Source organism: Bacillus crepusculi (assembly GCF_014764715.1).
Classification (GTDB): domain Bacteria; phylum Bacillota; class Bacilli; order Bacillales; family Bacillaceae; genus Bacillus.
Genome location: NZ_JACXXE010000005.1, coordinates 87,943 through 107,178, shown reverse-complemented (window position 1 = coordinate 107,178; position 19,236 = coordinate 87,943). Strand labels below are relative to the sequence as shown.

Below are 19,236 nucleotides of genomic sequence, written 5' to 3'. Positions count from 1 at the left end.
TTTTGCTTAGACAAACATCTTTTGTAAAAAGGCTTTTTTGGTTTGTTGGAGTATATCCAATGTTTTTTTCTTTAGAGTAATTTTCTCATCAAAACTTTTAAAAAAAAGACCAATTTTGTTTTGTTCTTCAATAGAAGGTAACGGAATATTTAATTTAGTAAAATCTTTTAAATTATAATTGCTTCGTCCGTCTCCTGTCGACATTTTAATAGCATATTTTTTGTGTCTTTGAGTGTTTAAAAATGTTGCTAAATAGTTAGAATCAAGCAAATTTGAATTAGGCCTTGAATTTATTGTTGCAAAACCTATAGAGCCACACTCTCTTTTAGTAATAACTGCAGAGGTCCCTATATCGCCAGTGTGTACTGTTACTACATCACCGACAATCAACCGTCTTGTATGATGTTGTTCTGCAAAAGATTCATCTAGATGAATTGGCTCATTTGAGAATTCAAATCTATTTTCCTTGATGTCTGAGTTTCTAATTAGTAGTGTTCCTGATTTACGATAATTTTCAGTCATCGTTGTTACTAAACCTATGAACACTTTACTAACTTCTAAAATGTTGCGATGTATCCACTTCTCATTAAACCCAGGAAAACGAATTTCAGGTAAGGACTCTCCTTCTTTTGGAAACATTTTTTGTAAGAATCCTTGTTTCGTTTGTTTTAAGGTGTCTAGTTCTTGTTGTTGAATAGTAATTGTTTCGTCTAATTGTTTGAAAAAGTTGCCGATTTGAGTTTGTTCAACTTCTTTTTTGGGAACCTTAATCTCAATTTGCGCTAAATCATTAGAGTTAATTGCAGGATAGCTTGTGCCGGTACTTCTATCAAGTACATTTGAAACAAATCTACTTTCTTGAAGTCTACTTAATAGAAAGTAGCTATTTCCATAAGGTCGCAATTGTGCATAGCCTGTTGAAAAAACAAAATCAGCATAAGGCAAGTCAAAAAGAAAATTATTTTTCTGATATGGTCTAACCATTTGATAAAACACATCTCCGCGTTTTGCTAATCTCTGAGCTCTTGAGGGAGCCGTTTTCTTTAGCTCTGTTCGATATGATATCAAATTTGTACCTACAACCGAACCTAAATCAACATACCTAAATTGCTCTGGCAAACTCGATCTTGGATTAAATTCAGCAACCTCGAACAATTTACACACTTGCCATTCCTCACTAAACCCATTAAACCTCACTTCCGGCACTCTCTTACTTCCCACGTTTAAACACCTCTAAAGCACCTTTCATCCATTCTGCATTTTTCTCATCAAACTGCATGGAAGAAATCATGTCATATAAATTAGACTCTAGCTCTTCTTTTTCTTTTCGAATTTCTTGAATTTTTGCTCCTATGGCGGCCATGTCGACAGGCTCTTCTTCTTCAAATGTATCGACATATCTTGGGATATTTAAATTGAAGTCATTTTCTTTGATTTCCTCAAAGCTTGCCACATGTGCATACTTTTCTACATCTTCTCGTTTTTGATATGTCTCTACTACTTTATCAATGTTGTCAGTTGATAATTTGTTTTGATTTTTTCCTTTGGTAAATTCTTTACTCGCATCAATAAATAGTACATCACGCGTTGTACGGTTTTTCTTTAAAATGATGACAGTGGTTGGAATGCTTGTTCCAAAAAATAAATTTGCTGGTAAACCAATCACCGCATCAATGTGTCCATCTTCTAGTAATTTCTTACGGATGACACCTTCTGCTGCACCTCTAAAAAGAACACCATGTGGCAGGACAATCGCCATGGTTCCAGAATCTTTTAAGTGATATAGGCCATGCAAAAGAAAAGCAAAGTCTGCTTTTGATTTCGGTGCTAGTTTCCCATAGCGATTAAAACGTGAATCATCTAAAAATGTATCATCTGCTGACCATTTGGCTGAATATGGCGGATTCATTAGAACTGAATCAAATGTATACGGCTCATCGGTCGGCCAGTCTTTATTTAATGTATCCCCGTTACGTAGACGCATATCTTCATAATCAACACCGTGCAAGATCAAGTTCATTTTTGCTAAATTAAAAGTCGTCGTATTTAATTCTTGCCCGTGATATTTTACACTTTCTGGATAGTTAATGTAATTTCGCACATTTAACATTAAAGAACCGGAACCCATTGTAGGGTCATAGACACTAAATAATTTTTTCTCCTCTTGTCCAATTGCCACAATACGAGCCATCATGATAGACACCTCATGTGGTGTATAGAATTCACCGGCTTTTTTTCCTGCTTCTGAGGCAAATTGACTAATTAAATATTCATAGGCATCTCCAATGACATCTCCATTATGGCCAATGACATCTACATCATTTAATTTTTTTAATACCTCTGTAATGGTGATATTTCTCTGTTGATCATCTGACCCCAGTTTTTTCGATTTCAAATCCACATCATCAAACAAGCCACTAAATTGAAGATATTTCGTCGATAAATCAATGAATGCTTTATTTAAATCATTTAATTGAAAGATATTTTGTTTTGCCTGACTCGCTAACTCACTAAATAAATACGTTGGTTCGATATCATATCCTATCGTATCAACTAATGTTTCAAGTAAATCTTTATGAATATCCTCATCTGATAATAACTCTTTGTATAATTGTGCTTGTTTATCCTGCGTGTCGTATTCTTCCAACGATTCATCTGCGACTTCGACGACTTTTTCTAATAATCGATCAGATAAATATTTATAAAAGATCAATCCTAATAAATAGTTTTTATACTCTGAAGCATCCATTTTGCTTCTAAGGTCATCTGCGGCACTAAATAATTTTGTATGTAACACAGCCATTGTTATTTCCTCGCTTTTCTTTATTGATCATGTTGTTTTAATACTTCTAAAAATAGTTGTTCTTCTAATTTTGCTTGTTTCTTCATGAGCGCTTGACGCTTTCTAAAATGAAAATAGGCTCTTCCTATCATTTGTTGTTTTTCAATAGAAGGAAGATGCACTTCTAACGCACGAAAAATTCCTGGTGTTAGTTTTGGAACCGTACTTCCTTGCATAGAAATCGCCATTTGTTTTTTCATAAATTGAGATTCATTTAAAACATAACATAAATACTGCTTATCTAGTTCTTCAGTTTCTAGGATCAGCTTGGCAAAGTTTTGGTTCATGACTTTACCTTGAGTCTCAATACTGACAATCCCTGCAATCGAACTAACAAAGCTGAAGACAACATCACAAACATTTGTTAAGTACGGATCAATCGTTAATAATGTGCTTTCTTTTTCATTTACAATGGAGTCTAAATAAGCGCCATCTAAATCTTTCATTAAATCTTCATAAGAATATGTAGATAAGCTATTGTCGGCTTTTTCATTTCTTCTTGATTGGTTTTTTCCCATTTTGATCGTTATGATTTGTTCAAGCTTCATATCCCGCCCTCATTTAGTAATTCGTACGAATTACTTTATAACATATACATTCATCGTACCATAGTCTGATTTCATCGACAATCATTTCAAGTATTCACACAGATTACTTTTAATTTATAGACTAATCAATAGTTACTCCATGTTTCTTCATTAATAATAATTACTGGTAAAAATACAGAAAGCCAACTTCCATGATTGGAAGCTGGCCATTTTTATATTAATTCGTATTCTGTCCCCCGCCGTTCAGCCCTTCTTTAATATAGCCATTGACTTGGCTTGAGGCTAATAGACCGATATGACCAACGCCGTGGATGAGGACGTTTCTTGCGCCAATTAAGCGTGAGAGACTGTTGACGACAATGAGGTCGGCTGAGCTATAGACGGATGTGTAAAGAATTTTTTGATTTGGATCAGTGCCTGGTAATGCTCTGAGTGAAACGAGTCCGTTCGCTCCACCTAGTGTGACGACATTTTCAATTTTATCTCCGCCGTCTAGGTTCTTAATATAATATAACGTGTTGGCTCCGCCCATGCTATGTGCCACAATATCTACTTTTTTGGCGCCCGTTTTGGCTAACACATCTTTGACGTATCTGGATAGACGCGGGCCATTGTTCAGGTTATTACCTGTTTTGTCTATGAAATCAATTGCATATAATTGGTTTCGGTCCCAGCCCTGTGACACCAGGTATCTTTTGATCGCCGCAAAGTTATAAGAAGCACCACCCATGCCATGTACCATCACGACCGGATTATGCTCAGCCGCGTTGACCTCTTTCGGCTGGATAAAAACCATTGAACCAACCACCAATGCAAATGCAACGAGAATCTGCAAACTCCTTTTCATCAATAGTGACACGTTCATTCCCCCTTATTTATCTTGTTCGTCTTTATTTTAAACAAGAAAAATATGACAGAAAAGTGAACAAGGCACTGTTTGTCCAATCATTTTAAAGACATTAAATAATAAAAAAGCACCTTTGACTTTCGCAGCGGCCAATGCTAAAAGACTAGACAACCACTCATCTAACAGTCTATTAGGCTCTATGAGGGCTCTCATCTCTCAATTTGCATAAAAATAGCAGCCGGTTTTTCGCAGACCGGCTGCACACATTCTTACTTGTAAGTCACAAGGAAGTATTTCTTTTTGCCTCTTCTTAAGACGGTAAATTGGTTTTCAATTCGGTCTTCAGCTGAAAGAACATAGTCTTTATCGGTTTGTCTCTCTCCGTTGATGTAGACGGCACCGTTTGTGATATCTTCACGTGCTTGACGTTTTGATGGAGACAGTTTTGATTCGACAAGAACATCAACAAGTGTTAATTCTTCTGCACTGTCTTTCTCCATTGATGGCACATCTTTAAAGCCTACTTTAACTTCTTCTGCTGTAAGAGATTTGATCTCGCCTTTGAATAGCGCATTTGAGATGTTGACAGCCTGTTCTAGTGATTCACGGCCATGCACAAGTGTTGTGACTTCCTCTGCTAAACGGCGCTGTGCTTCACGTTTTTCAGGAGCTGTTTGCACTTTTTCTTCGTACGATGCGATCTCTTCTTTTGATAGGAACGTAAAGTATTTTAAGTATTTCACGACATCACGGTCATCTGTGTTGATCCAGAATTGGTAGAATTCATATGGTGATGTTTTTTCTTTATCTAACCAGATGGCGCCGCCTTCTGTTTTACCAAACTTCGTGCCGTCTGCCTTTGTGACAAGCGGCATTGTGAGACCGAATGCTTTTGCGCCTTCTGCCTCGGACTTACGGATCAATTCAAGTCCAGATGTGATATTTCCCCACTGATCACTTCCACCGATTTGCAGCTTACAGTTTTCATTTCTGTAAAGGTTTAAGAAATCTAAAGATTGCAGAATCACGTAGCTGAACTCTGTGTAAGAAATCCCTGTCTCGATACGGGAGCTGACGATATCTTTTGCGAGCATGAAGTTCACACCGAAGTTTTTTCCAATATCACGAAGGAATGTAATGACATTCATTTGGCTGATCCAGTCATAGTTGTTTACGATGATGGCTGGGTTTTCAACTGCTTCAAAATCAAGAAATTGAGACAGCTGTCCTTTGATTTTCTCTGACCACTGCTCTACGATTTCCGCTGGGTTTAGTGAGCGTTCTGCTTTTTTGAAGCTAGGATCACCGATCAGTCCAGTCGCGCCGCCAACAAGTGCAATCGGGTGATGGCCTGCTTCCTGGAATCTACGTAATGTTAAAATCGGCAATAGGTGACCAATGTGCAAGCTGTCAGCTGTTGGATCGAAGCCGGAGTATAGCTTGATTTTTTCTTCTGCTAATAATTTTGTTAAACCTTCTTCATCTGTTTGTTGCTGAATTAATCCTCTGAACGATAACTCTTCCATCAATTGACTCATATCCAAATCTCCTTTTTTTACAATTCAACATAAAAAACGCCCCTTCGAATGAACGAAGGGACGATATATATCGCGGTACCACCCTGCTTAAAAGACAAAACATCACGTCTTTTCACTTACACTGATAACGGACAGATCCGTTCTTTCACTAATTAGGACAGCATGCATGCTCCTTTTCGTAAAAGCGGTTCGTGAGGGTAATTCGAATATCTCTTTGTACTGACTCGCACCAACCGTCAGCTCTCTTGGACAGGGAAAGATGATTCTACTGAATCTCAGTCAAAACCTTTTCATATTCAACTAAAGTCATTTTTAACATACTTTTGATATCAAGTCAACTGACGGAAAAGATTAATCTTCCATTGTCGAAAGGTCGCCAGCCGGTAAATTCAGCTCCCACGCCTTTAGCACACGTCTCATAATTTTTCCGCTTCGCGTTTTTGGCAGCTTGTCTTTAAACTCGATTTCTCGCGGTGCTGCATGTGCAGCGAGTCCTTTTTTCACAAACGTACGAATCTCTTCTTTCAGCTCATCTGTCGGCTCATATCCGCTCCTAAGCGCAATGAATGCTTTAATAATTTCGCCGCGGACCGGATCAGGTTTTCCGATGACACCAGCCTCTGCAATGGCCGGATGTTCTACTAGTTTACTTTCCACTTCAAATGGACCGACCCGCTCTCCTGACGTCATGATGACATCATCGACACGTCCCTGGAACCAAAAGTATCCGTCTTCGTCCATATATGCTGAATCTCCTGAAACATACCAATCTCCCGGCATAAAGTAAGATTCATATTTTTCAGGATTGTTCCAGATCGTATGCATCATGGAAGGCCAGCCCTTTTTGATCGCAAGGTTGCCCATTCGGTATGGTGGAAGTTCATTTCCTGCATTATCTACAATCGCCGCTTCTACACCTGGGATTGGTTTCCCCATCGAGCCCGGTTTGATGTCCATACATGGATAATTACAAATCAGCTGTGCACCCGTTTCTGTCATCCACCATGTATCATGAATTCGTTTGCCAAATACAGCGTCTCCCCAGCGGATCACTTCCGGATTGAGAGGCTCTCCTACACTTAAGACATGTCGAAGCGAGCTGAGGTCATATTTTTGAATGAGGTCGTCCCCTGCCCCCATCAGCATTCTAAAGGCTGTAGGTGCACTGTACCAAACAGTCACACCAAGTGATTCAATGGTTTCATACCACGTATCAGGATTAAACCGGCCGCCTAAAATGACATTCGTCGCCCCATTTAACCATGGTGAAAAAATACCGTACACTGTCCCTGTGACCCAGCCTGGATCAGCTGTACACCAGTAGACGTCGTCATCTTTCAGGTCAAGCACCCATTTACCGGTCTGGTCTTGTTGCACCATAGCACCATGGACATGCAGCACACCCTTTGGCGTACCAGTGGACCCTGATGTGTAATGGAGCAGGAATCCGTCTTTTTCATCCATCCACTCGATTTCAAGTTCCTTCGCTGCCTGCTCAAATGCCTCTTCATAGTGAATCGTCCGCACACCACCTGCATCCTCCTTTTCACCACCGACAATGATGACGGATTCAAGCTTTGGAAGCTCTGCAAATGGAATTCGCTCAAGCAGGTCAGGCGTTGTCACAATCACTTTTGCCTCACTATTTTCTAAACGGTCTTTGACGGCCCCTTCCATAAATGCCTCAAATAACGGGCCAACAATCGCACCAATTTTAACCGCGCCAAGCAGAAGAAAATAGAGCTCAGGTGATCTTGGCATAAAGATAAACACACGATCCCCTTTTTGCACATGCGCCTTTTCTCTGAATAGATTTCCCGCTTTATTTGTATTGATTTTCATATCCCTGAACGTATACTTTTCATCCCGCTGTGAATCTTTGTAATGAAGCGCCACCTTGTTCTTACGAAACGAATCCGCATGTCTGTCAATCGCTTCATAGGCTGCATTGATATTGCCTGTTTCATACCAGGAGAAGTTTTTTCTCGCTTCCTCCCATGAAAATTCTTTGTATGCCTGCTCATAATCATTTAAATGATAGTTCCCTTTTACTGATGGTAGCGTTTCTACCTTCATCAAACAGTCCCCCTTTGCATACGTTTACAATGACCATTATAGTATAGATGACTTTTTTTCTCAATTTTTAAAAAACTTATGGTGAAACCGTTTTAATTTTTAAGAGATTTAAGCTAAAATAGAGACGACTCACTAGAATTTGAGGCGGTGGATACGTGGAGCATCCTAAAACTTATTATTCAAAAACCATTGAGCGAGAAACAGGTTCCATCCTAATTGAAGGACCAGTACCTGCATCAGAGCTTGCGATCTATACGTTTCATGAAGGACTAACGGCATTTCGCACGCCTGAGGAACAGAAACAAGCACTTGTTGAAATAGCAGATCTTCCAGAAGGACGTATTATCATTGCAAGAGTGGATGAGCTTGTCGTAGGTTATGTCACGTATTTGTATCCTGATCCGCTTGAGCGCTGGTCAGAAGGCGACATGGACAATTTAATCGAGCTAGGTGCCATTGAAGTGGCTCCTCCGTTTAGAGGATGTTCGCTCGGCAAGCATTTACTTGATGTGAGCATGATGGATGAGCAAATGGAGAATTACATCATCATTACAACTGAATATTACTGGCATTGGGATTTAAAGGGGACAAAGAAAAACGTTTGGGAGTACCGCAAAATGATGGAGAAAATGATGAACGCAGGCGGTCTTGTCTGGTTTGCAACAGACGAGCCAGAGATCAGCTCACATCCAGCCAATTGTTTAATGGCGAGAATCGGAAAAAACGTGAGCCCTGATTCGATCGAGCGTTTCGATCGTCTTCGCTTCCATCAGCGCTTTATGTATTAACGTTCAATTCGTTTTTTTGGCAAAGGGGATTGGTAAACAATGATGATTGAACAAATTATGGAGCGTGATGTCATCACGCTGCGAAAAACCGATACGATCGAAGAAGCCATTCAAAAAATGAGTGCACATCACATTCGGCATATTCCCATCGTATCTGAGCAAGGATCTGTCATTGGGATGGTGACAGATCGGGATATTAAAAATGCCAGTCCAAGTATTTTCGAAACAGAAAAAAGGCAGCTTTTTATTCAGCGGCCTGTTGAAGAGATCATGGTGTTAGAGACGATCACTGCCCATCCGCTTGATTTCGTTGAGGAGATTTCAAGTGTCTTTTTTGAGCATGGAATTGGCTGTCTTCCAGTGGTGAAACGCGGCAAGCTTGTAGGCATTATCACAAAGACAGATTTACTTCGTACGTTTGTCAGACTGACAGGTGCAGATCAACCGGGCTCACACTTAGAGGTTGAAGTGGAGCAGATGACAGAGGGGCTCGCAGACATCACAGCCATTTTAAAGGAGCAGCATATTCAAATGCTAAGTGTGCTTGTGTACCCGCATGCAAATGAAGCCTCTAAGGTGCTCGTCTTCCGCCTTCAAACCATTCATGCAGATCATGTGACGAAGCTGATTCGTGCAAAAGGCTACAAGGTGCTCTGGCCTATGGAGCAGACGATCAAATGAAGGAAGCGACCTTTGTTTTTTCACCATCTTTTCAAACGTACCAGTTTCACCAGGACCATCCCTTCAATCAGCTTCGCGTCTACTTAACATACGATCTTCTTCACAAAATGAAGGCGTTAACTGATGATGACATTGTCGCACCGCGGATGGCTACGCTGGAGGAATTAAAGCTCGTTCATACAGCAGACTATATTCAAGCTGTGCAGCGGGCAAGTGAAGGAAAACTGTCTACAGCAGAGGGTGAACGCTACGGTCTTGGCACCGAGGATACACCGATGTTTGCAGGCATGCATGAGGCAGCTTCTCTTCTTGTTGGCGGGACATTAACAGCGGTTGATGAAGTGATGCTGGGTCATTCGCAGCATGCACTCAACCTTGGCGGCGGACTTCACCACGGATTTAAAGGACGTGCATCCGGCTTTTGTATTTATAATGACAGCTCTGTGGCGATCCAATATATTCAAAAGACATATGGCGCAAGAATTTTATATATTGATACAGATGCTCATCACGGAGATGGTGTACAGTTCAGCTTCTATGACGATCCAGAGGTATGTACAGTCTCCATCCATGAAACGGGACGCTACTTATTCCCTGGAACTGGACAAGTACAGGAAAGAGGCCATGATAAAGGCTATGGCTATGCATTTAACATTCCGCTTGATGCATTTACTGAAGACGATTCGTTCCTCGAGGCATACAGAACAGCCGTGACTGAGATTGCTGCTTTTTTTAAACCAGATGTGATTTTGACGCAAAATGGGGCAGATGCTCACTATTACGATCCTTTAACCCATTTATCTGCCACCATGAAAATATATGAAGAAATTCCTAGACTTGCTCATAAGCTTGCACATCAATATTGTGATGGTAAATGGATTGCTGTTGGCGGAGGTGGTTATGATATTTGGCGCGTGGTCCCAAGAGCGTGGAGCCGCATTTGGCTTGAGATGAAAGGCATCACACCGCCAGATGAGCTTCCTCAGGACTGGATTCAGGCATGGAGTAAGCAATCGCCTGTCACCCTTCCAACCACATGGTTCGATCCTGACGATTTATATCCACCGATCCCAAGAAAAGCAGAAATCACAGAAAAAAATGCACAAACAGTAGAAAAAGCACTCATGCCTGTTAGAAGAGAAAAGAAAAAGGCATAAAAAAGCAGGCATTCACTGAAAAGGTGAGCCTGCTTTTTTCGTTTTTATTTTGTTGATTGTCTTTCTTCAATTCTGTGCGGAAGCTCTACGATTTGATCATCCACTTGTTCTTTGTTCATCAGCTTTGTCAGCAGTCTCATTGCGACAGCACCAATATCATATGTCGGCTGAACAACCGTTGTCAGCTGAGGGCGCACCATGAGAGAAAGTCTTGTGTTATCAAAGCCAATTACTTCTAAATCCTCAGGAATTGATACACCTCTGTCCTGCGCTCCGTGAATGACTCCTAGTGCCATTTCATCTGTAGCCGCAATGACTGCTGTCGGCTTGTCAGACTGCTCAAGCAGATTAGCCAGCGCTTCAATACCAGAGTCATATGAGTAGTCTCCTTCAGCAACAAGCGCTTCGTCAAACACGATACCTGCTTCTTCAAGCGCACGCTTATAACCAGCAAGCTTTCTCACAGAGTTAATTGGTTCTGACATCGGGCCAGATACGAAGGCAATTCGTTTATGTCCTTTTTCAACTAATAGCTGGACTGAATCATAAATGGCCTGCTCATAGTTAATGTTGACAGATGGTGTTTGAGCTTGCTCTTCAACAGAAGCTGCAAGAACAATCGGTACAGGAGAGCGCTTAAATTCTTCGACTAGCACATCAGTAATGTTCCCGCCCATAAAGACGATCCCATCCACCTGTTTGCCTAACATCGTATTTAACAGATGAAGCTCTTTATCTGTATTTTGATCTGAGTTGCTTAAAATGATGTTGTACTTGTACATCGTGGCGATATCTTCAATACCGCGTGCAAGCTCAGAATAAAAGATACTTGAAATATCAGGGATGATGACCCCGACCGTCGTTGTTTTTTTACTTGCAAGACCACGTGCCACTGCGTTTGGACGGTAGCCAAGACGGTCAATCGCTTCAAGCACCTTTTTTCTTGTTGTTGGTTTTACGTTCGGATTTCCATTCACAACGCGTGATACCGTTGCCATACTTACATTTGCTTCTCTTGCTACATCATATATTGTAACATTATTCACATAAATCACTCCTTCAAATACACTTCATATCTATAGCATTCACCAAATAGGTAGAGACATATCAGATACGAGAAAAATAATATCCTATTTGTCATTAAAACGATGAAAAGAGACACATAATTTTTCAATCTACATCAAAATGACATTCTTTTAAGAAATTATACACGTTTTTTTGTCATATGAAAACGTTCCCTTTCTTTTTATAACTAAATTAAACAAACTTTAATGAGCTTGTTACCTGTAAATTGAATCATATTTCATCAAAAGTCGTCGTAAACGTCAGCTATGACAATGATCTTAGCAGATTCTGTCGAATTTTAAAAATGAAAACATTGTGAACAAACGCTTTTGACGCTTGTCATGTGCTTTCTTCCTTTCATCCCTAATTTTCATTTTTTTCCATGAAAAAGCCGCCGGGCTGTTATCCGGCGGCTTTATTATCTATGATTACGCATGAATGTTGACAAGTGGTCTTAACGCATCTAACCATTTTTCGAATTGAGGAATGTCCATTTGCTGCGCTGAATCAGATAGGGCAACAGATGGGTCAGGATGCACTTCAGCCATAACACCGTCCGCTCCAATCGCAAGAGCTGCTTTCGCTGTTGGAAGAAGAAGATCTCTACGTCCAGTTGAGTGCGTCACATCAACGAAGACTGGTAAATGTGTCTCTTGTTTCAAGATCGGCACAGCAGAGATATCAAGTGTATTTCTTGTTGCTGTTTCGTATGTGCGGATACCGCGCTCACAAAGGATGATTTGGTCATTTCCTTGTGCGATGATGTATTCAGCTGCATTGATGAATTCTGAAATGGTTGCTGCTAGACCTCGTTTTAAAAGAACTGGTTTCTTCACAGATCCGGCTTCTTTTAAAAGCTCGAAGTTTTGCATGTTACGAGCACCAATTTGAATCACATCAATATGCTCGATCGCTTCTTCGATATGAGCAGGATTGACGATTTCACTAATGACAGCAAGATCGTATTCATCAGCTACACGCTTTAAAATCTTTAGACCGTCTATACCAAGGCCTTGGAAGTCGTATGGGCTTGTGCGTGGTTTAAATGCGCCCCCGCGAAGAAGTTTTATTCCCTGTTGCTTCGCTGCTGCTGCAACTTCTGCCACTTGCTCGTAGCTCTCAACGGCACACGGTCCAACGATGAAGCGTTGTTTTCCATCACCGATCGCTTCCCCATTGATATTCACAATTGTATTGTCTGGTTTTTTCTTACGAGAAACAAGAAGTGCTTTGCTATGATCATCTTCTTGAAGCTCTAGACCAGCTTTGAAAATTTCTTTGAAAATATGCTGAATTGTTGAATTTTCAAAAGGGCCATCATTTTCTTCAAGAATTTGGTTTAGCATTGTGCGCTCTCTGACAGGATCATAACGGTTGACACCTTGCGCTTCTTTCGCTTTCCCAATTTCTTTTACAATGTTTCCTCTTTCATTGATCAGTTTTAAGATTTGAAGATTTAATTCATCTGCCTGCTGTCTCAATTGTTCTAGTTCATTGTTGCTCATTTTTGTCATCCTTTCCTCTGCCTGCTCTCGCTTTTTATTTTTTCATTCACTCAGGATAGGGTTTATTATAAACAAAGATTTCGGAATTGTCACGAAAAAATTCTTTATTACCCAAACGCTTTTAAGCGATAAAGTATTATGTGTAAGATTATAGCATACTTTTGGTTCAAGTAAACCTTTTTTATCAAAAAAACGTCAGCAGCTGCTGACGTTTCTTCTACATATTATGTTCAAGCGCTTCTTTTGTAATGCTCGAGTGAGATGCATGCCATTTTACTTTTCCACCGCTAAAAATAAGTGCCTGTGGACTTTCGTGCTTTACACCCGACTGTTCAGTCACATAGGATGAAAGCTCTCTTGTGTTTTGAATTTGCAAGAAATAAGTAGGCACGTCTTCATGTGCAGACGCAAATGCTTCAAACTCTTGAAAAGCAGCTTGGCTGATTGGGCATGTCAAGCTGTGCTTAAAAAAGACAAAGGTTCCGTCTTGATTCGTTAGTTGATCAAATTGTTCTTCTGTTTCAATGAGTTGTTTTGCCATGATGTGCTCCTTCCTCACTTCAGCAGCGAGTTAGCCTTTAGTCGATTGTTCTACTTTTTCTTTGACATCTTTAATGCCGTCTTCAATTTCTGATTTTGCTTCTTGTGCTCTAACCTTTGCTTCGTCTGCTACATCTGACGCTTCGCTCGCAAGATCAGCTGCAGCGTCTTCTGCTTCACTTTTTACTTGATTAGCTTTTCCAGCTGCACGCTCTTTTATGTCTTTCACTTTGTCTAAAATCTGGTTTGACTGCTCTGCCACCAGCTGAGACAATTCAGACGTTTTATCTTTCGCAATTGTCACATATTCAGTGCCTTTTTCCTTTGCATCTGTTGTGAGTCGATCTGTTTTATCTTTTAAAGCATTCGCTTGGGTGTTCAAATCATCGCGAAGCTCTTTCCCTGACTTCGGTGCTAAGAATAATGCTGTTGTTGCACCAACAATGCCACCAATAAGTGTACCGATCAAAAAGTCTTTGCTATTGATTCCGTCTTTGCTCATGATTATTCCTCCTATGCGAATATGGTTTATTTTTGGTGTTTACGTTGTTTCCATTTTTTATAAATTTCAAGTGCTGCGTTACTCCAGCTTACCACATCCGTGACCTTTTCTTGATTCCTTTCAACGGATGAAGAAACCGCACCAGCTGCCTGCTTTATGCTTGTATTAAATTGGTTGATCGAGCCGCCAATTCCCTGCACCGCATCCACAACTGTGCCTAGTTTTGCCGATTTGTCTTGAAGATCTTCTGCAAGCTGATTTGTCTTATGTAGCAATTGTGCTGTCTCTGTGGTGATGCCTTGCATCTGTCCTTCAAGACCTTCTAAAGTTGATGCAACATTCTTTAATGTCAGCTGTAAGGATTTTAATGTTTTCGACATGTAGATGACAAGAATGAGGAAAGCAATTGCGATCAGTGCAACGCTTAGATATAGAATAATAATCATCTGATACCTCCTTTGTTGCGGGCATATTTCATTCATTACCCTCTCGTTGTATCATTCAAACATCGCCTAGAATGACCGATTGAATAATAATTCTACACTTATTCGCTGATTCCTGTCCACAGCGAACGAAAAAAAGCGGCAGATCTTGACACATTTAGCTCCTTTGTCACATTTTATTCAAAATAAAAAAGCGCCGATTGAAACGGCACTTTTCGTTTAAGTATTTATACAGCGACTTTCTCATAAGCACGCAGATATTTTTGAATGTCTCCTGCTCCCATAAAGATCAAAATCGCATCCTCATGCGCTTTCAGCACAGATGTATCGTCTTCCTCAATCAATTGGGCCTGCGGGATTTTCTCTCGTAAATCCTCGATGCTCAGTTTCCCAATGTTTTCACGAGCTGAACCGAAAATATCACAAAGATATACATAGTCGGCTTTCTTTAGACTGTCAGCGAATTCAGTTAAGAATTGCTGTGTACGTGTGAAAGTATGCGGCTGGAAGACAGCAACAATATCACGGTCTGGATATTTTTGACGAGCTGCTTCAATGGTTACCTCAATTTCAGTTGGATGATGCGCATAATCATCAATTAAGACCTGGGCACCGACTACTTTTTCATTAAAGCGTCGTTTCACACCACCAAATGTCGTTAACGCGCCTTTGATGAGTTCTACATCAATGGCTTCGTAGTGACATAACGCAATCACAGCTAACGAGTTAAGGACATTATGATTTCCGTAGGCAGGAATGTAGAAGGTATCATAAAACGTATTACGTACAAATACATCAAATGTGGTACCTTCCGTATTTTTTACAACATTACGTGCTTGGAAATCATTTTCTTCATTGAATCCGTAGTACACAACAGGTACTTTCGCTTGAATCTTCAGCAAATGCTCATCGTCTCCGCAAGCGATAATGGCTTTTTTCACTTGAAGCGCCATGTTTTGAAACGCATCAAACACGTCATCAATGTCCGAGAAATAATCAGGATGATCAAAATCAATATTGGTCATGATCGCATAGTCTGGATGATAGCTGAGGAAGTGTCTGCGGTATTCGCATGCTTCAAAAACAAAATACTCACTGTTTTCTTTCCCCATTCCAGATCCATCACCGATTAAGTACGAGGTTGGCTTTGCGGATTGCATCACATGAGCAAGCAGTCCTGTTGTCGATGTTTTACCATGAGCACCAGTAATGGCAACGTTTGTGAATGAATCCATGTATTCTCCAAGGAATTTATGGTACCGAATCACAGGAATCCCTTGAGAAAGGGCACGTTCAATTTCAGGGTGTGTATCAGGAAATGCATTTCCTGCAATGACCGTCATCCCCGGTTGAATATTATCTGGGTCAAATGGAAGGATTTTAATGTTTCTTTCTTCTAATGCTTTTTGTGTAAAGATATGTTTTTCGATATCCGATCCTTGGACAGTATACCCAGTATCATGAAGAATTTGGGCCAGTGGACTCATACCTGTCCCTTTTATTCCAACAAAATGATAAACAGTCATAATTGTACCTCCAACAAACGTCTATCTGACTTACAGTATATGACGCTCATTTCAATTTGCAACTTGTGATTTTCGTCTTTAGCGGATCACAGATCGCAGCTCCAAATAAAGATTTTTTTCCGATCTTCCTATTCTAATCAATAATAACTATGATTAGTATCCGACAACTTTCCCATTTCTAACACCTGTTTCCGCTCATTTTACATAAAAAGCGTTCAGACAGGCATGCAAAAAGTGTCCAATTCCAAAATTGCACCTATGTGCTATCATACCATGTTTATGAAAAAAATGAAGTGGTTTTTGCTTAGGTCAATTGTTCTAAATCACTAAGTGTCATGAGGACTTCTCTTGGCTTACTGCCTTTCGCACCAGAGATCATGCCCTCGCGTTCCATCATGTCAATCAATCTAGCTGCACGATTGTAGCCAATTCTAAATCTGCGTTGCAGACTCGATGTACTAGCACTATTCTGCTCAATGGCAAATCGGCAAGCATCTATAAACAATTCGTCTTCGTCTGTAATTGCAGAGCCTTGGAGCATCAATTCCTCCTGTTCGAAAAGAAACACAGGCTTTTGTTGTTTCCTCACATGTGCCACCACTTGATCAATCTCGCGGTCTGATACGAAGTTCCCTTGTAGCCTTGTTGGCTTACCGGAGCCATTTTCTAAGAAGAGCATGTCTCCTTTTCCGAGAAGCTTTTCTGCACCTGCCATGTCAATAATGGTTCTAGAATCTACCTGGCTTGAGACAGAGAAAGCAATTCTTGTTGGGATATTGGCTTTTATGAGACCTGTGATGACATCAACGGATGGTCTTTGAGTCGCAATCAGTAAGTGAATACCGCACGCTCTTGCTTTTTGGGCAATCCGGCAAATGCTTTCTTCGACTTCATTTGGTGCGACCATCATTAAATCAGCCAGCTCATCAATCACAACAACGAGATACGGGAGTTTTTCGCCCATTTGTTTTTCTTTCACCAGTTCATTGAATCGTTTAATTTCTCTCACACCAGAGTGAGCAAACAGTTCATAGCGTCTTTCCATTTCATCGACTACCCATTTCAGAGCAGCTGTTGCTGTCTTTGCATCGGTAATGACAGGACTCACGAGATGCGGAATGTGATTATACGGCGCTAATTCAACCATTTTAGGGTCGATTAAGAGCATTTTCACTTCATCTGGTGATGCTTTAAACATTAAGCTTACTAAAATGGTATTAATGCAGACACTTTTTCCTGAACCTGTTGCTCCGGCAATTAAGCCGTGCGGCATTTTTTGTAGATCAACCACGACGGGCTGACCTGAGATATCTAATCCGAGCGCTGCCGTTAAAGGAGATGGATTGTCTCTAAATGCACTGCTTCTGATCATTTCTCGTAAGAAAACCATTTTACTGTGCAGGTTCGGCACTTCGATTCCGATCGTGTTCTTGCCTGGGATCGGCGCTTCGATTCGAATATCCTTTGCAGACAAACTAAGTTTAATATCATCTGACAGGTTCGTGATTTTGTTCACTTTCACACCTGGTTCTGGATGCACCTCAAATCTTGTGACAGAAGGGCCCTGCGTGACATGGACGACACTTGCTCTTACATTGAAATTTTTCAGTGTGGCATTGAGCAGCTCTGCCCGCTCTTTCACCCATGTCCCGTCCTCTTCTTTTTGAGCTGGAGGTACGTCTAGAAGGGCTAAGCTTGGAAAAACATATCCTTGTGCAGCTGCTGCTTTCTTTTGTCCTTGCATGCGCTGATCACTTTTTAACATCATCACGTTAAATGGAACCGTTGAGGTTTGTCCGCTTGAGCGCTTCGGCTGAGGAGATGCCTGTTTCGGTTTTTCTTCCATCACTTCATGCACTTGTTCTTGCTTTTCTTGCTGCTCTATGACAGGTTCTGCTGGTTCAGTAGCATTCTGTTCATCTGCTACTTGTTCTATTGGCAACACTTGATCTTCTACTAATTCCGCTTCTTCTAACAATTGATCTTCTTGCAGATCATGCTCTGCAACTGGCTCAGTTTCTTCCAATGCATGCGGTGGTGGCACTTCTTCTTGATGATCTTCGGTGGAATCAACTTCTATTTCCTCGACCGGTTCTGCTGAGATGTCGTCTAGTACCTCTACTTCTTCTGCCGGCATGTCTACTTCCATTTCAATAGCGGAATGCGTGTCTTCCGCTGTTTCGAATGTCAATGGTTCTATTTCCTGAGTATGATCGACAAACTGCTCTACCGGCTCGTCTTGTATTTCTTCGTTTTCACTGGAAACATCCTGTACAGGCTCAGAATCTACCGGCGGTTCGTGATATACTTCGGCTTGCTGATGATGTAAGTCAGCTTCAATATGTTCTTCAGGCTGCAAAAAGGCTGGCTCTTGTTCCTCTGTTTGGATGAAAGGCTCGTCATTTAAGCGCTCCATCGTCGATTGAACATGATCCTGATAAGCGAGTTCATCTTGCAATGCATGAGACGCTGCGGCTTCTTGCATATCCGCTTTCTCTTCTGCAGGAGCTAAAGCAGCTTCCTCCAGGCGAGTTTCTTTCCGTATAGACGGTATGTTCATTTGCTGCCTGACATTCCGTTCACGCTCTGCCTCTTCTGATAACAGCGTGACGCGCTGTGCTGTTTCTTCTGTGCCCTTCATTTGAACAGAGGATGCTTCCTCTTTGCCTTCTTTTCGTTTTGGACGCATATCCTGATGATAGCCATAGATCGGTGAAGGGATTTGCTCTGGTTTGAATGGCTTTTTATTGATATCAGGTTGCACAGTTTGTTTAGGCTGATAGGTCTGCTTTGCATTTGGCTGGCTGGACCTCGGGCGCCTTCTCTCCTGCTGCTTCATTCCGTTACGAGCGGGTTCATCTGGCACGAGAGGAAAGCGGAAGTTGCCTTTCGGATATTCATAATAGACTTTCGTGTCTTCCATTTTTTTATATTCTTTATGCTGTTCAAAAGCTGTCTGCTTTCGTGCAGCCGGACCTTCAACGGGTCTTTCAGCTTTTTCTTCTTTCTTCTCTTCTCCTAAAAATACATTGAAAAATTTATCTATCCAACTCATCGTTTATCACTCACTTTAACTCCCCTTACGTTTTCTTGGGCGATTTTTAGTATACCACTGCTTTTTCATGCAGAAAAGCGAGAAAAGTGCCGCTTTTGCTGTTCGGACTGTATGTAGATGAAA

At 40.9% G+C, this 19,236-nt stretch carries 16 protein-coding genes and 1 other annotated feature; of the genes, 3 read left to right on the top strand and 13 right to left on the bottom strand.

Going from position 1 to position 19,236, the window contains the following annotated elements; genetic code table 11:
• Positions 1–6: 6 nt before the first annotated feature.
• The 6 genes from IEE86_RS19615 to acsA form a co-directional block, all read right to left on the bottom strand.
• Entirely contained in the window at positions 7–1,221 is a 1,215-nt protein-coding gene (locus tag IEE86_RS19615) for a restriction endonuclease subunit S (protein WP_191097257.1), read from the bottom strand.
• Positions 1,211–2,803 carry a type I restriction-modification system subunit M gene (locus IEE86_RS10930; RefSeq protein ID WP_191097256.1) on the bottom strand — a complete coding sequence of 531 codons (1,593 nt, stop codon included), beginning with the start codon at positions 2,801–2,803 and terminating at the stop codon, positions 1,211–1,213. The genes IEE86_RS19615 and IEE86_RS10930 overlap by 11 nt, the downstream gene beginning before the upstream one ends.
• A gap of 20 nt (positions 2,804–2,823) precedes the next feature.
• Complete coding sequence (locus tag IEE86_RS10925) at positions 2,824–3,390, bottom strand: restriction endonuclease subunit S (RefSeq protein WP_191097255.1); 567 nt, start codon at positions 3,388–3,390, stop codon at positions 2,824–2,826.
• A 217-nt stretch (positions 3,391–3,607) separates the two neighbouring features.
• Complete coding sequence (locus IEE86_RS10920) at positions 3,608–4,186, bottom strand: esterase/lipase family protein (RefSeq protein WP_224740945.1); 579 nt, start codon at positions 4,184–4,186, stop codon at positions 3,608–3,610.
• A 320-nt stretch (positions 4,187–4,506) separates the two neighbouring features.
• A complete protein-coding gene (gene tyrS / locus IEE86_RS10915; protein ID WP_191097253.1) occupies positions 4,507–5,775 on the bottom strand; it encodes a tyrosine--tRNA ligase in 1,269 nt (422 codons plus the stop codon).
• 53 nt (positions 5,776–5,828) lie between these two features.
• Positions 5,829–6,067 (bottom strand) — a binding site (T-box leader).
• 59 nt (positions 6,068–6,126) lie between these two features.
• The gene (acsA, locus tag IEE86_RS10910) at positions 6,127–7,851 is read right to left on the bottom strand and encodes an acetate--CoA ligase (protein WP_191097252.1); all 1,725 of its coding nucleotides are present in this window, start codon (positions 7,849–7,851) and stop codon (positions 6,127–6,129) included.
• Between the two features lie 155 nt (positions 7,852–8,006).
• On the opposite strand from acsA, the gene IEE86_RS10905 reads away from it, so the two are divergent.
• The 3 genes from IEE86_RS10905 to IEE86_RS10895 are packed head-to-tail and all read left to right on the top strand — an operon-like array spanning position 8,007 to position 10,477.
• Positions 8,007–8,639 (top strand): GNAT family N-acetyltransferase, encoded by a 633-nt coding sequence (locus IEE86_RS10905; protein ID WP_191097251.1) that lies wholly within the window; start codon positions 8,007–8,009, stop codon positions 8,637–8,639.
• Positions 8,640–8,678: 39 nt separating this feature from the next.
• On the top strand, positions 8,679–9,320 hold the full coding sequence (locus tag IEE86_RS10900; RefSeq protein WP_191097250.1) for a CBS and ACT domain-containing protein: 642 nt from the start codon (positions 8,679–8,681) through the stop codon (positions 9,318–9,320).
• The gene (locus IEE86_RS10895; RefSeq protein WP_191097249.1) at positions 9,317–10,477 is read left to right on the top strand and encodes an acetoin utilization protein AcuC; all 1,161 of its coding nucleotides are present in this window, start codon (positions 9,317–9,319) and stop codon (positions 10,475–10,477) included. The genes IEE86_RS10900 and IEE86_RS10895 overlap by 4 nt, the downstream gene beginning before the upstream one ends.
• Positions 10,478–10,521: 44 nt before the next feature.
• Here IEE86_RS10895 and ccpA read toward each other — a convergent pair whose 3' ends face one another.
• From ccpA to IEE86_RS10860, 7 genes are all read right to left on the bottom strand, one after another.
• Complete coding sequence (gene ccpA / locus IEE86_RS10890; protein WP_191097248.1) at positions 10,522–11,523, bottom strand: catabolite control protein A; 1,002 nt, start codon at positions 11,521–11,523, stop codon at positions 10,522–10,524.
• A gap of 447 nt (positions 11,524–11,970) precedes the next feature.
• Positions 11,971–13,047 carry a bifunctional 3-deoxy-7-phosphoheptulonate synthase/chorismate mutase gene (locus tag IEE86_RS10885; RefSeq protein ID WP_191097247.1) on the bottom strand — a complete coding sequence of 359 codons (1,077 nt, stop codon included), beginning with the start codon at positions 13,045–13,047 and terminating at the stop codon, positions 11,971–11,973.
• A 217-nt stretch (positions 13,048–13,264) separates the two neighbouring features.
• Positions 13,265–13,588 (bottom strand): bacillithiol system redox-active protein YtxJ, encoded by a 324-nt coding sequence (ytxJ, locus tag IEE86_RS10880; RefSeq protein WP_191097246.1) that lies wholly within the window; start codon positions 13,586–13,588, stop codon positions 13,265–13,267.
• Positions 13,589–13,618: 30 nt separating this feature from the next.
• On the bottom strand, positions 13,619–14,089 hold the full coding sequence (locus IEE86_RS10875) for a YtxH domain-containing protein (protein ID WP_191097245.1): 471 nt from the start codon (positions 14,087–14,089) through the stop codon (positions 13,619–13,621).
• A gap of 26 nt (positions 14,090–14,115) precedes the next feature.
• Positions 14,116–14,535, bottom strand: coding sequence for a DUF948 domain-containing protein (locus IEE86_RS10870; protein WP_191097244.1), 420 nt, complete (start codon positions 14,533–14,535; stop codon positions 14,116–14,118).
• A 224-nt stretch (positions 14,536–14,759) separates the two neighbouring features.
• Positions 14,760–16,058, bottom strand: coding sequence for a UDP-N-acetylmuramate--L-alanine ligase (gene murC / locus IEE86_RS10865; protein WP_191097243.1), 1,299 nt, complete (start codon positions 16,056–16,058; stop codon positions 14,760–14,762).
• A gap of 304 nt (positions 16,059–16,362) precedes the next feature.
• Entirely contained in the window at positions 16,363–19,113 is a 2,751-nt protein-coding gene (locus IEE86_RS10860; RefSeq protein ID WP_191097242.1) for a DNA translocase FtsK, read from the bottom strand.
• Between the last annotated feature and the right edge of the window lie 123 nt (positions 19,114–19,236).